The sequence below is a fragment of the Alkalilimnicola sp. S0819 genome (genome assembly GCF_009295635.1).
GTDB lineage: Bacteria > Pseudomonadota > Gammaproteobacteria > Nitrococcales > WHIW01 > S0819.
The window spans coordinates 102,979-116,205 of record NZ_WHIW01000010.1 but is presented as its reverse complement, the minus strand read 5'-3'; the positions used below and the strand labels follow the sequence as shown (position 1 = coordinate 116,205).

Here is a 13,227-nt window from a genome sequence, read left to right as displayed (position 1 = left end):
CGCAGCATCAGGCCCTGCTCGGCCAGGTGGCCGTTGATCGTCTCGAAGATCCGCCGCGTGAGCCCTTGGCGCTCCAGCAAGCGGCGAAACTTGAGCAAGGTGGTCGCATCCGGCGCCGATTCCCGCGACAGGTCGATACCCACAAAGCGCCGTATCGCCTGGCTGTCGTAGATCGCATCCTCTATCCCCTCGTCCGAGAGGCCGAAACACTGCTGCGCGATGTACATACGCAGCATGCGGCCAAGCCCGATCGGCGGCCGGCCGCGGCGGCCCTCCTTGGGATAGAACGGCTCGAGCTCCGCTTCCAGCGCCGCCCAAGGCGTGATCCGCTCGATCTCGCCAAGAAAACGGTCCCGGCGGGTGACCTTCTTCTTGGCATCGTATTCAAGATCAGAGAAGCTCGACTGCATCGACCACGTACTCACTCTCAACCGGGGAGGGCCGACATTGTCTCAAGCCACAGCCACCGACGGAACGGCTGCCCCCGAATAAATCAGCGTTTCCCTAGGGCGCCAGAGGGCGCGTGTTCTTCCGGGGTTCACATCGTGTGGAGACTGAATCATGGCTAGCGGCTGGGCCGGCGACGACGCCGTGCAGGAACAGATCGACAGCACCGTGGAGGATGCCCTGCAACGGGCACGCAGCCAGCTGCCCCGGGGCGAGAGCCTGAGCCATTGCGAGGAATGCGGCGAGGCCATTCCCGAGCGCCGCCGCCAGGCCCTGCCCGGCGTGCGCCTGTGCGTGCCCTGCCAGAGCGAGCGGGACGAGGCGGAGCAGACCTTCAGCGGCTATAACCGCCGGGGCAGCAAGGACAGCCAGCTGCGCTGAGCCGCCGGGGCCATGGGCCGCTGAGCCCAGGCGGGCTGCTCCGCCCGACAGCAGCGGCTCATGGCCGCGGTGCTTTCTTCGCCACCATCACCGAAAGAGATTCCCGGCCGTGAGCCGCGCCTGCGGATGGACGGTCATGGCCGGTTGCGGATTGCCCCGCCACGCCCGCCCGTATACTATACCCCAGTATTGTTTATCACCCCGGAGCACCCATGCCCCACTCCCCTCAGGAGAAGAAACGCGTCCTCACCCGTGTGCGCCGCATCAAGGGCCAACTGGCCGCCGTGGAGCGGGCGCTGGAGGACGGCGCCGAGTGCGGCCCCGTGCTGCAGCAGATCGCGGCCGTGCGCGGCGCCGTCAATGGGCTTATGTCAGAAGTGATGGAGGCCCATATCCGGGAGAGCTTCGGCGAGCCCGCCACCAGCGAAGAGGAACGCGTGGCCCGTGTCGCCGAACTTGCCGGCCTGGTCCGCTCTTATCTGAAGTAACACCGCAGGAGAATGCCCATGAAAAGCCGTGCCGCCGTTGCCTTCGCCGCAGGCCAGCCACTGGAGATCGTCGAGATCGACGTGGAGCCACCGCGCAAGGGCGAAGTCCTGGTCAAGATCACCCACACCGGTGTCTGCCACACCGATGCCTTCACCCTCAGCGGCGACGACCCCGAGGGTCTGTTCCCCAGCGTGCTGGGCCATGAAGGCGCCGGCGTGGTAGTCGAGGTGGGCGAAGGCGTGACCAGTGTCGCCCCCGGGGATCACGTCATTCCGCTCTACACGGCCGAGTGCGGCGAGTGCCTCTTCTGCAAGAGCGGCAAGACCAATCTGTGCGTGGCGGTACGCGCCACCCAGGGCCAGGGCGTCATGCCCGACGGCACCAGCCGCTTCTCCTACCAGGGCCAGCCGCTTTACCACTACATGGGCTGCTCCACCTTCAGCGAGTACACCGTGGTCGCCGAGGTGTCGCTGGCGAAGATCAACCCCGAGGCCAACCCCGAGCAGGTCTGCCTGCTGGGCTGCGGCGTGACCACCGGTATCGGCGCGGTGCACAACACCGCCAAGGTGGAGCCGGGCGACTCGGTGGCGATCTTCGGCCTGGGCGGCATCGGACTCGCCGCCATCCAGGGCGCGCGCCAGGCCAAGGCCGGGCGGATCATCGCCATCGACACCAACCCGGCCAAGTTCGAGCTGGCCCGCCAGATGGGCGCCACCGACTGCGTCAACCCCAAGGACCACGAGCAGCCTATTCAGCAGGTGATCATCGACATGACCGGCTGGGGCGTGGACCACAGCTTCGAGTGCATCGGCAATGTGGAGGTGATGCGCGCGGCGCTGGAATGCGCTCACCGCGGCTGGGGCCAGAGCGTGATCATCGGTGTCGCCGGGGCCGGACAGGAGATCAGCACCCGGCCGTTCCAGCTGGTCACCGGACGCAAGTGGATGGGCACCGCCTTCGGCGGCGTGAAGGGCCGTAGCCAGTTGCCGGGGATGGTCGAGGACGCCATGCGCGGGGAGATCGAGCTCGCCCCCTTCGTCACCCACACCATGGGGCTGGAGGACATCAACAAGGCCTTCGATCTGATGCACGAAGGCAAGTCCATCCGCAGCGTCATCCGTTACTGAATCGACTAGGGAGAATCGTACGATGGAGAGAATCGAACACCATGCCTGCTATGGCGGCTGGCAAGATGTTTACCGCCACCACTCCCAGGTGCTGGGCTGTGACATGACCGTGGGCGTGTACTTCCCGCCCCAGGCGGCAAGCGCTCCCTGCCCGGTGCTGTACTGGCTGAGCGGCCTGACCTGCACCGAGCAGAACTTCATCACCAAGGCCGGCGCCCAGCGCTATGCCGCCGAGCACGGCCTGGTGCTGGTGGCCCCGGATACCAGCCCCCGCGGCGACGATGTGGCCGACGACGAGGCCTATGACCTGGGCCAGGGCGCGGGCTTTTACCTCAATGCCACCCAGTCCCCCTGGGACCGGCACTACCGCATGCACGACTACATCGTGCAGGAGCTGCCGGCGCTGGTGGAGGCACTGCCGGGGGTGAGCGACGCACGGGCCGTGAGCGGCCATTCCATGGGCGGCCACGGCGCGCTGGTGCTGGCGCTGCGCAACCCCGGGCACTATCGCAGCGTTTCCGCCTTCTCCCCCATCGTTGCGCCCTCCCAGGTGCCTTGGGGGCGCAAGGCCTTCAGTGCCTATCTGGGCGCGGACGAAGCCACCTGGCGGGAATGGGATGCCTGCGCCCTGTTGGCCGAGGCCGAGGAGCGCCTGCCGCTGCTGGTAGACCAGGGCGAGGCGGACAACTTCCTCCAGGAGCAACTGCAGCCCTGGCGACTGGAAGAGGTCTGCAAGGCGAAGGGGCATCCGCTGTCGCTGCGCATGCGCCCGGGCGCGGACCACAGCTATTACTTCATCGCCAGTCACATCGGCGAGCACATCGCCTGGCATGCCGAGGCGCTGCGCGCCTAGCCGGGGCGGCAAGTCGGCCGCGACGCACGGCCATGAGCGGGCCGTGCCGCGGCCCGCGGAGGATGGTCCGGGCCATTGACGGCCCGGACCATGTCGGGCATCCGCGACAAGTGGCTTGAAATACTGTACATAGAACAACCCAAGCATCACTGCCCGGTTGTCAGCATGAAAGCGAAGGCCAAACTGGCATCTTTCGCGCCGCTCGTCGTCGTACTCTCCGCCATCTGGTCCTTCCTGCTCTATCAGCTGGACCACGAGCGCGAGCTGCTCGAGCAGGCCGCGCATCGCGACGCCATGAACCTCGCCACCGCTTTCGAGGCCCATGTTCGCAGCGTCGTGCAACTGCTCGACATCGCCTTGCTGGAGATGCGCCGCGACCTGGCCGAGAACCCACAGCAGGTTCTGCACAATGCGCGCCGCGCCCAGGCGGTCTACGGCGAACTGGTGGCGCAGCTGGCGCTGATCGACCGGGACGGGCAACTGGTCTTCAGCAACCTCTCCCCCGCCGCGAAAGGCATCGATCTTCGTGATCGCGAGCACTACCGCGTTCACCGGAACGCACCGCCGGGCAGCGACCGGCTGTTCATCAGCAAACCGGTGTTCGGGCGTGTCTCGAAGCGCTGGACGGTGCAGTTCACCCGGCCCCTGCTGAACAACGGTGAATTCGACGGCGTGCTGGTGCTCTCGCTCCCCACCAGCTATTTCTCCGACTATTTCCGGCAGATAGACGTGGGCGCCGCCGGCGCCATCACCCTGCTGGGGCTGGACCGGGCACTGAGGGCAAGAGCGACCCAAGCGGGCTCGGCGCAGAACCTGGCGGACCTGCGGCTACCGCCCGAGCGCCCGTTCTTCGACCCCGCGGCCCCGGACCACGGCTTCTACCAGACCGCCAGCGCGGTAGACGGGCGCGTTCGGCTGGGAGCCTACCGGCGCATCGCCGAGCATCAACTGGTGGTGCTGGTGCGGCTGGCGCCCGAGGATTTCCTCGGCGTCTACCTGCAGCGGCGCGCGCGGCAACTGTGGTGGGCCGCTGCCCTGTCCCTGCTGCTGTGCCTGGTCGCCGGTGCGATCCACATACTGGTCAGGCGCCACCTGCGCGACACCCACGCCCTGCGACACGCCCACGCGGAGATGCACCGACTGGTCACCACCGACGCGCTGACCGGCACCGCCAGCCGGCGCAGCTTTCTGGCCAGTCTTGACGGCGAGTTTCGCCATGCCCGGCGCCACCATGTCGAGCTGAGCCTGCTGATGCTCGACATCGATCATTTCAAGCGGGTCAACGACAGCTACGGGCATCCGGTCGGCGATATCGTTCTCAAGGAATTCGCCATCCGCTGCCGGAGCATGCTTCGCGCCAATGACCTGATGGGCCGACTGGGCGGCGAGGAGTTCGCGATCCTGCTGCCGGGCACCGACGCCGAGGGGGCTCGCCAGGCGGCCGAGAAGATACGTGAGGCGATCGCCGCGCAGCCGATCCTGACCTCCCAGGCGTCCGTCGCCATCACCACCAGCCTGGGCATCGCCACCCTGCAGGCGGACGACGAGAAGCCGGACCGGCTCATCAACCGTGCGGACAAGGGGCTGTATCGGGCCAAGCAGGAAGGCCGAAACCGGGTGGGCATCGTCGCGGATCCGCCTCCCATGGCGCCCGCCCCCGTGCCGAATCACGCCTGAGCGCGGCCGCCGGCTGGCGCCGACCCCTAGCGAGCCGGCGCGGTCTGGAACACCTGCGTCTCCATCACGGCATCGTCGGGCAGGCCGAGAATCTGCCGCACATGGCCTTCCGTGTCCTTGTAGAAGATGGCCGGCGTGGCGTGGGCACCCAGCTCGCGCATGAGCTGGTTATTGGCCTCGACCTGACGGCGGATGTCCGCCGGCACCCGCGCCAGCGGTTCCGAGCCGCTCTCCTGGTGGTCGATGAAGGCCTGGGTCGGGTCATCGGCGGCGAGAATTCGCGCGGCCTTGCCCATGCTGCTGGGGTGCAGGATGGCGATGGGCAGGCTGCGCACCTGCACATCCGGGCCGATGTAGGCCTGGGAGGCCTCCCAGAAGGCCTTGCAGTACGGGCAGTTGGGGTCGCTGAAGACATAGACGACCCGCTCCGCGTCCGCCGCCCCCTCGCGCAGCCAGGCGGCGTCCTCCAACCGCGGCCAGGCGTCGTTGTATTCCGGCTCCGGCAGGTGGGCCTCCAGGTGCTCCGGGGTGAGGTTGGCGCCCTGGGCATCGAGCATGCTGCCCACCACCACGTGCTCGCCATCCGCCGTCACGTAGAAGGCCAGCGGCCGGCCCTGCACCCGGGCGGCATAACCGGTCATGCCGGAAGGCGCATCGAAGCGCGCCTCTATGCGCACACCCTGCTCCACCAGCGCCTCGATGGCCGCCGGGTAGTCCTCGGCGAGGGCCGGCGTGGCGGGAAGGGCAAGCAGCATCAGACTGATCAAGGTTCGGTTGCGCATGGTCTACTCCGTGGCGATCTTTTGCAGGTAGTCGTTGAGCAGGGGGCGGCTGATCTCACCCAGATGGGTGGCCACCAAAAGGCCCTCGGCGTTAAAGAACAGGGTGGTGGGCAGGCCCGGCGCATGGAAGTCCCGGGGCATCTGCCCGGAAATATCCAGCAGCACATTGCGCAGCTGCAGCTGCTCGGCGGCCAGATACCGGCGTATGGTATCCGGCGATTCCGCCTGGTTGAGGAACACGAACGCCGTACCCGGCTCCGCCTGCTGCGCCGCCTGCAGCACCGGCATCTCCCGGCGGCAGGGCGGGCACCAGGTGGCCCAGAGGTTGACCACCAAGGGTTTGCCCGCGAAATCCGCCAGGTTTTGCGGGCGGCCGGCGAGATCTTGCAGCTGCATGTCCGGCAGGGGCTTTTCCGTGGCGCTGTTCAGGGCACCGGCGACATGGCTGAGCCCACCCCAGACCAACAGCGCCACCAGCACCGGCGGAAACAGACGCTGGGGCGGATGGCGGCGCGCCATCACGAACAGCGCCGCGGTCACCAGCGCCGCCATGGCGCCGGGCAGAGGCTCGTAGCCCGCCTGCCAGAAGTACAGCGCCTCCCAGGGGCGCAGGCTGTATTCCGCGAGATGCTGCACCACGAAGCCCAGCCGGGCGATGATCACCCCCACCAGCAGGCTGCACCACAGGGGCTTTTCCAGGTTGGCGCCGGTGCGCCTTTGCAGTACCCAGGCGGTCAGCCAGGCCGCCAGCAGCCCGAGCAGCAAAAACAGGCGCGGCAGGGAAAGCGCGAAGGGGCCGAGAGCCATCAGCTGTTACCTTTTGCGGCGTCGAGTTTCTGAAGGAAGGTGTCGGCGCCGATCTCGCCGACCACCCGCAGCGCCCGGCGCTCCTCGCCATCGGCGCCGAAGAACATCAGCGTGGGCGGCCCGGGCACCTGGTAGTGTGCCTGCAACGCCCGGTCATCGGCATTATTGGCCGTGACATCGGGCCGCAGCCGCAACACGCCTTCCATGGCCCGGGCGACCCGGGGGTCACCGAACACGGTCTTTTCCATGATCTTGCAGGACACGCACCAGTCGGCGTAGAAATCCACCACCACGGGCTGGCCGACGGCGCGCGCCCGGGCAAGCTGCGAGCTCACCGCCGCCAGGCCTTCCAGCGGGACGTGATCCACCGCCACCGCCTCGCTGGCCGCGCCGCCGCGCTCCGCCAGGAAGGCCAGCGGGCGCAGCGGGTCCTGGGCGCCGGCCGCGGCGCCCACCAGCAGGGTCGCGCTCCAGATCCCGGCCGCCAGACCCAGCACCTTGCCAAAGCGCCGGGTGGGGCCGGCCGCCTCGGGTAGCGGTTCCAGCGCGCCCAGCACCACGGCCAGGGCCACCAGCAACAGCCCCCAGAGCGCCACAGTCACCGCCGGCGGAATCACCCGCTCCAGCATCCATATGGCCACGCCCAGCAGCACGAAGCCGAAGAAGGCCTGCAGGCCGCGCATCCAGGGGCCGGCCTTGGGCAGCACTCGGCCACCCACGGTGCCCATGACGATCAACGGCAGCCCCATGCCCAGCCCCAGGCTGAACAACGCCAGGCCGCCCACCATGGCATGGCCACTCTGGCCGATGTAAAGCAGCGCGCCGGCCAGCGGCGCGGTCATGCACGGCCCGACGATCAGCGCCGAGAGCAGCCCCATGGCCGCCACGCCCAGCAATTGCCCGCCGGGCAGCCGGTTGCTGGCCTCGCTCAGACGGCTCTGCAGGCCCGCCGGCAGGCGCAGTTCGTAGAAACCGAACATGGCCATGGCGAGCAGTACGAACAATCCCGCGAAGGGCACCAGCAGCCAGGGAGATTGCAACGAGGCCTGCAGGTTCGCCCCCGCCAGCCCCGCCAGGGTGCCAAGGCCCGCGTAGGCCAGCGCCATGGGCAGCACATAGGCCAGCGAGAGCATCAGGCCGCGATGGCGGCTGCCGCCCGCCTTGCCGCCGGTGCCGACGATGATGCCGGAGAGTATCGGCAGCATGGGCAGCATGCACGGCGAGAAGGACAGCAGCAGACCGGCGCCGAAGAACGCCAGCAGCACCCAGTACAGGTGCTCGCCGGCCAGCATGGCGGCCAGCCGATCCTGCTCGGGCATCTCCGCCGTGCTTACCGCATTGCTCGCGGAGCCTTCGCCGCTGGAACCCCCACTGGCGCCGCCGGGGCCACCATTGACGACGCCGCCGGCCAGGCCCGCGGCGGCCAGGTCCACGCTCAGGGTGGTGGTCTGTGGCGGGTAGCAGATGCCGTCCTCGGCGCAGCCCTGATGCCTCACCGCCAGATCCAGTCGCTCGGGCAGGCCGTCCGGGGCGCTCAGGGGCACCGTGGCGGTCAGGCTGTCATAGTAGAGCTCGGTGCGGCCGAAATAGGGGTCTTCCTTGACCACCCCGCCGGGCAGTTTCGGTGCACCCAGCTGCACGGCGGAGCTTCCGGGCGCCGCCACAGCGATCTGCTCGCGGTACAGGTAGTAGCCCGGCGCCACCTCCCAGTGCAGGGTCACCGACTCCGCGCTCACTGCGTCCACCTCCAGGCGGAAAGCCTGATCGGGGGGCAGAAAATCCTGGGCCGTAGCGATGGCGGGCACGGCCAGCAACACCAGCAGGCACAGTTTTGTCAGAATGTGCTTCATGTCCTCTCCTGTGCCGATCCACGGCGGCAGCGGCACACGGTAGAGAGCGCTCATTAGCTCAACATTAAGGCCAGGCCATGCACGTATTGCTGATCGAGGACGACCCGCTGGTGGGCGAAGGCATACAGGTGGGGCTGCGCCTGCAGGGCGTGACCGTGGACTGGCTGGATGACGGCCGGCAGGCCGCCGCCATACTGCCCCGCAGCGAGCATGACGTGGTCATCCTGGATCTGGCCCTGCCGGGCCGCTCGGGCCTGCAGCTGCTGCAGGATCTGCGCGATGCCGGGCGCACCACCCCGGTGCTGATCCTCACCGCCTTCGACGCCGTGGAGGAGCGGGTGGCCGGGCTGGACGCCGGCGCCGACGACTACCTGGCCAAACCCTTCGACCTGAAGGAGCTCGCCGCCCGCCTGCGCGCCCTCTCCCGTCGCCGGCAGGGCCGCGCCAGCGCCCGCCTGCAGCACGGCCGGCTGAGCTTCGACCCGGCCACGCTGGAGGCGCGACTGGACGACGAGGCCGTGCCCCTGCCCCGGCGCGAGGCGGTGCTGTTGCAACTGCTGCTGGAGAATCGGGGCCAGATCGTCAGCCTGGAGCGCATCCACGACCAGCTCTATGGCTGGAACGAGGGCGTGGAGAGCAACGCCCCCGCCGTGCACATTCACAACCTGCGCCGCAAGCTGGGCAAGGACCTCATCGAGACCGTGCGCGGCGTGGGCTACCGCATTCCCCGGAGCGCCTCATGAAATCACTGCGCTGGCGCCTGATCGGCGGCATCGTGCTGGTGATCAGCACCCTGTGGGCGGCCACCGCCGCCTGGTTCTTCGTGGATGTGCGCGCCGAGCTCTCCGCCGTGCTGGATGCCCGCATGATCGCCTCGGCGCAGATGGTCCAGGGCCTGCTGGACCGTCAGGAGCTCCGCCTGCCCAACGCCTCGCGCCTCCCCCTGAACCCGCCCCCCCGCCCGGCGGGCCGGCCCACGGGACTGGTCTGCCAGCTCTGGACCCTGGACGGGCGGCTGGTGAGCACCGCCGACGGCGGCCCGCCCCTGCCCGCCACCGCCATTCCCGACGGCATCAGCAACCAGCGGGTGAACGGCCGTGACTGGCGGGTATTCGCGCTTACCGACCCGGAGCACGGCTTACGCATCCTCACCGCCGAACCCCGGCAACTGCGCCGCAACCTGATGCTGGACATGGCGCTCAAGCTCTCCGCCCCCCTGGCCCTCGCCCTGCCCGCCATGTTGCTGCTGGTGTGGCTGGCGGTGCGCCGCGCGCTGGTGCCGCTGGAACGGCTGCGCCGCAGCCTCCAGGCCCGTGGGCCGGATGCCCTGGAGCCACTGGCGGTGGAAGGCCTGCCGGCGGAACTGAGCCCCATGGTCAATGCCCTCAACGGCCTGCTGCGACGGCTCTCCGAGGCCTTCGCGCGGGAGCGCCGCTTCACCGGCGACGCGGCTCATGAACTGCGCACACCGCTGGCGGGCATCAAGACCCAGTTGCAGATCGCCCAGGGCGCCGGGGGCGACGTGCGGGCCCGGGCTCTCGCCCAGGCAGAAGCGGGCCTGGACCGCATGAGCCGGCTGGTGACCCAGATGCTGATGCTGGCCCGGGTCGAGGCGCGCCAAGCGATCAGCGACGGGCAGGAGCGCGCGCCCGTGCAGGCCACGCTCACCGCCGTGCTGGAAGAACTGCGGCCGCTGGCCGAGCAACAGGGGGTTAACCTGCAATTGCGGGGCGAGACGAGCGATGCCGTGGCGCCCCTTCCCCCGCTCATGTTGCACACGGCACTGCGCAACCTGCTGGAGAACGCCCTGCGCCACGGCGGCGAAGGCGGTCGAGTCGATGTGCGGGTGAACGCGGGCGCCACGCAGACCGTGCTGCAGGTACTGGATACCGGCCCGGGCATCGCCGATGAGGAACTCAACCGGGTACAGGCCCGCTTTTACCGCACCGCTGCCGGCAAGGCCACCGGCACCGGGCTGGGGCTGAGCATCGTTGCCGCCATCGCCCGGCGCTACGATCTGGGCTTTCGACTGAGGAATCGGGACGACGGCCCGGGGCTGTGCGCCAGCCTGACCCTGACGCGCCAGCGCGGCGTGACCGGCAGCGACCACCCCCGGCCTGTCCCGCTAGAGTGTGGGGAAAATAGCGGACCCGGCCCCCGTCCATGAGGCCGTTGCGCGCCAGGCCTGCCGCGCCTGTCCGGGGAACGGACGAAACCGTCTGGCGGCTGGGGGATGCCCGCACCCTTCGGCAAGGGTATGACCGGGAAGGTCGGACCCGGGTGGTCACTTGTTGCACAGTGCGCGATTGTGCTATCGCTACGCGGGTACACTCGACGCCGCTGGACCCATGAATCCGCCGATGCACACCTCTCCCAACCGCTTTCAGCAGCTCGCCCTGTCGGCCGCCGTGGTCCTGGCGCTGGTGACGGCGCTGGGCGGCCTCCTCGCCCTGCTCAGCTGGTGGCTACCGTCCCCGGCCCTGCGCCTGCCCGCGCCGGGGGCGATGGCAACGGGCGTCAGCGGCGGGCTGGGCCTGGCGCTGACCGGCATCGCCGTGGCGCTCGGCTGGCGGCGCGGCGCCTGGCAGAGGCTGTCGCGGATCGGTGCCGCCCTGGTTCTGCTGCTGGCCCTGTGGAGCTTGTGCACGGCCTACGCCGACTGGCCCTCGATCGACTGGCTGCGCCCCTTGCCGCTGCCCACCGCCTTCGCGTTCCTGTTCCTGGCGGTGAGTGCCCTGAGCCTGGCGACCCACAGCCGCCTGCGCATGGCGGTGACCGGTGTCGCCGCCATGGTGGCGCTGCTCATCAGCGCCTACAAGCTCGCCGCCTACGGCTCCTGGCTGTACCAGCCCGAGGTGCGGATGCTGCTGCTGGCGCTGCCGCCACAAACGGCGGCGCTCCAGGGGCTGCTGGCGCTGTCGCTGCTGGGCCACTTCGTTCACGCCTACCGCCGCCCCCCGGGGCGTACACCGACCCTGGTGATGGCCTCCTACGCCCTGATGGCCGCCCTCTGCGCTCTGGCCTGGGCGCATTTCATCCAGGTGGAAAGCCGTGTGGCCCGCGCGGAGCCCGAGCAGCTGGCGGCCAACGTCTCCCGGGTGCTCGAAGAGCACGTCTATCGCAGCCTGGACCCCATCGAACTGATCTTCGGCGAAGTGGCCCGCCAGGTGGCCAGCGACGGCCTGGACACGCTCACCCGCTCGGCGCGGCAATGGCGCGCGCTCTCGGCGATGACCGACGCCCTCCCCCAGGTCAGCGCCCTGCTGATGCTGGACGAGCAGGGGGATATGCGCTGGTTCAGCCGGCAATTTCCGGCCCCCGGCGGCAACTACCGCCACCGGGCCTATTTCCGCGCCCACCAGGCCGGCCAGCGCCGCCACCTGGGGGAGCTGATCATCGCGGGCACCAACAAGAAGCGCATCTTCACCTACAGCCTCCGGCTGACCGACGAGGCCGGGCGCTTCGCCGGCGTGGTGCTGGCCTCGCTGGAGATCGGCTATTTCCAGTCCTTCTACCGCTCGCTGGACCTGGGCCCCGGGGCGGCGCTGGGACTTTGGCGCCGGGACGGCCGGCTGCTGATGCGCGAGCCCTTGCTGGACGACCTGGACGCCCAGCAGCTGGACCAGCACCCGATCTACACCAGCCTCATCCACCAGCGGGCGGCGGGCAGTTACGTCGGCCACGCGCCCACCGACGGCAAGCAGAAGCTGGCCTATTACCTGGCCTCCGACGAGCTGCCCTTCGTGGTCAACACCGTCATGCCGCTGGAGAACGTCATCGCGCCCTTCCAGCGACGCTTCCTGCAGGCCACCGCCATCCTCGCCCTGATCCTCGCCATGCTGGCGGTGATGATGCTGCTGCAGCTGCGCACCGTGGCCCGCACCGTCCGCCGCCATGAACAGACCCGCCAGCAGCAGCGCTTCACCCAGGCGGTACTGGATTCAGTGTCCTCGGCCATCGCCATCGTCTCCCCCGAGGGCCGCATCGTCGGCGTCAACGCCGCCTGGGAGCGGTTCAAGGCCGAGTCCGGCGACCACGGCCCGTTCATCGACCGGGATTATCTCGGCAGCTGCGAGAGCGGCCGGGACGAGCGCCCGGAAGTCGCCGTCCGTGTGGCCGAGGGCCTGGGCGCGGTGCTCGCGGGCGAAGCGGCCGAGTTCGAGCACATCTACCCCCGCACCGGAGCGGCGGGCGACGAGCAGTGGTACCGGATGAAAGTGCTGCCCATGCGTGACAGCAGCGGCCGTGCGGTGGTGAGCCACGAACCTGTCACTGCCTTGCAGGCGGCGGCCAATACCGACCCGCTCACCGGCCTGAGCAACCGCCGGGCGTTGGTGGAGCTGGCCGCGGCGCAGCTGGCCAATGCCCACCGTCACCAGCACCCCTTGTCGCTGATGATGATCGATTACGATCACTTCAAGCGGGTCAACGACAGCCACGGCCACGCCGCCGGCGACGCCGTGCTGCGGGAGTTGGCGCAGTTGATGCGCGCCACCTGCCGCAGCGGCGACTTGCCGGGGCGGCTCGGCGGCGAGGAGTTCGTCGCCGTGCTGCCCCACGCCAGCGCCGAGGGCGCGCTGGTACTGGCCGAGCGGCTGCGGGAGGCGGTGGAACGGAAGACGGTGGTGCACAACGGCGCCGAGATCCGGGCCACCGTCAGCATCGGCGTGGCCACCCTGCAGCCGGGCATGGACTTCGAGGATCTGCTGGCGCTGGCGGACGAGGCGCTGTACCGGGCCAAGGCCGGCGGCCGCAATCGGGTGGTCCACGGCGCGGCGGCCCCGGAGCCGCCGGCCGCCCGAGACGGGGGGTGA

Annotated in this window: 12 protein-coding genes; 8 read left to right on the top strand and 4 right to left on the bottom strand. The window is 69.4% G+C overall.

What is annotated here, in order from left to right:
• The coding region (locus GBG68_RS10020; protein WP_193222297.1) for a transposase at positions 1-410 on the bottom strand (410 nt) is incomplete at its 3' end.
• 151 nt (positions 411-561) lie between these two features.
• Between GBG68_RS10020 and GBG68_RS10015 the strand changes: the two genes are divergently transcribed.
• From GBG68_RS10015 to GBG68_RS09995, 5 genes are all read left to right on the top strand, one after another.
• Complete coding sequence (locus GBG68_RS10015; protein ID WP_152146856.1) at positions 562-828, top strand: DksA/TraR family C4-type zinc finger protein; 267 nt, start codon at positions 562-564, stop codon at positions 826-828.
• 212 nt (positions 829-1,040) lie between these two features.
• A complete protein-coding gene (gene frmR / locus GBG68_RS10010) occupies positions 1,041-1,316 on the top strand; it encodes a formaldehyde-responsive transcriptional repressor FrmR (protein ID WP_152146854.1) in 276 nt (91 codons plus the stop codon).
• Between the two features lie 18 nt (positions 1,317-1,334).
• Entirely contained in the window at positions 1,335-2,444 is a 1,110-nt protein-coding gene (locus tag GBG68_RS10005; RefSeq protein ID WP_152146852.1) for an S-(hydroxymethyl)glutathione dehydrogenase/class III alcohol dehydrogenase, read from the top strand.
• A gap of 22 nt (positions 2,445-2,466) precedes the next feature.
• The gene (gene fghA / locus GBG68_RS10000; protein ID WP_152146849.1) at positions 2,467-3,297 is read left to right on the top strand and encodes an S-formylglutathione hydrolase; all 831 of its coding nucleotides are present in this window, start codon (positions 2,467-2,469) and stop codon (positions 3,295-3,297) included.
• A gap of 165 nt (positions 3,298-3,462) precedes the next feature.
• Positions 3,463-4,974: a diguanylate cyclase gene (locus GBG68_RS09995; protein WP_152146847.1), complete on the top strand. Its 1,512-nt coding sequence runs from the start codon at positions 3,463-3,465 to the stop codon at positions 4,972-4,974.
• A 26-nt stretch (positions 4,975-5,000) separates the two neighbouring features.
• Here GBG68_RS09995 and dsbG read toward each other — a convergent pair whose 3' ends face one another.
• The 3 genes from dsbG to dsbD are packed head-to-tail and all read right to left on the bottom strand — an operon-like array spanning position 5,001 to position 8,413.
• Complete coding sequence (gene dsbG, locus GBG68_RS09990; protein WP_152146845.1) at positions 5,001-5,756, bottom strand: thiol:disulfide interchange protein DsbG; 756 nt, start codon at positions 5,754-5,756, stop codon at positions 5,001-5,003.
• A 3-nt stretch (positions 5,757-5,759) separates the two neighbouring features.
• A complete protein-coding gene (locus GBG68_RS09985) occupies positions 5,760-6,563 on the bottom strand; it encodes a TlpA disulfide reductase family protein (protein WP_152146843.1) in 804 nt (267 codons plus the stop codon).
• Positions 6,563-8,413 carry a protein-disulfide reductase DsbD gene (dsbD, locus tag GBG68_RS09980; RefSeq protein ID WP_152146841.1) on the bottom strand — a complete coding sequence of 617 codons (1,851 nt, stop codon included), beginning with the start codon at positions 8,411-8,413 and terminating at the stop codon, positions 6,563-6,565. Before dsbD ends, GBG68_RS09985 begins: the two co-directional genes overlap by 1 nt.
• Positions 8,414-8,490: 77 nt before the next feature.
• Here dsbD and GBG68_RS09975 point away from each other — a divergent pair, with 77 nt between their 5' ends.
• The 3 genes from GBG68_RS09975 to GBG68_RS09965 all read left to right on the top strand — a co-directional run bounded on the left by GBG68_RS09975 (position 8,491) and on the right by GBG68_RS09965 (position 13,227).
• Positions 8,491-9,156, top strand: a complete 666-nt coding sequence (locus tag GBG68_RS09975; protein ID WP_152146839.1) for a response regulator — start codon at positions 8,491-8,493, stop codon at positions 9,154-9,156.
• Positions 9,153-10,580 carry an ATP-binding protein gene (locus GBG68_RS09970; protein WP_152146837.1) on the top strand — a complete coding sequence of 476 codons (1,428 nt, stop codon included), beginning with the start codon at positions 9,153-9,155 and terminating at the stop codon, positions 10,578-10,580. Before GBG68_RS09975 ends, GBG68_RS09970 begins: the two co-directional genes overlap by 4 nt.
• A 193-nt stretch (positions 10,581-10,773) precedes the next feature.
• Complete coding sequence (locus GBG68_RS09965; protein WP_152146835.1) at positions 10,774-13,227, top strand: diguanylate cyclase; 2,454 nt, start codon at positions 10,774-10,776, stop codon at positions 13,225-13,227.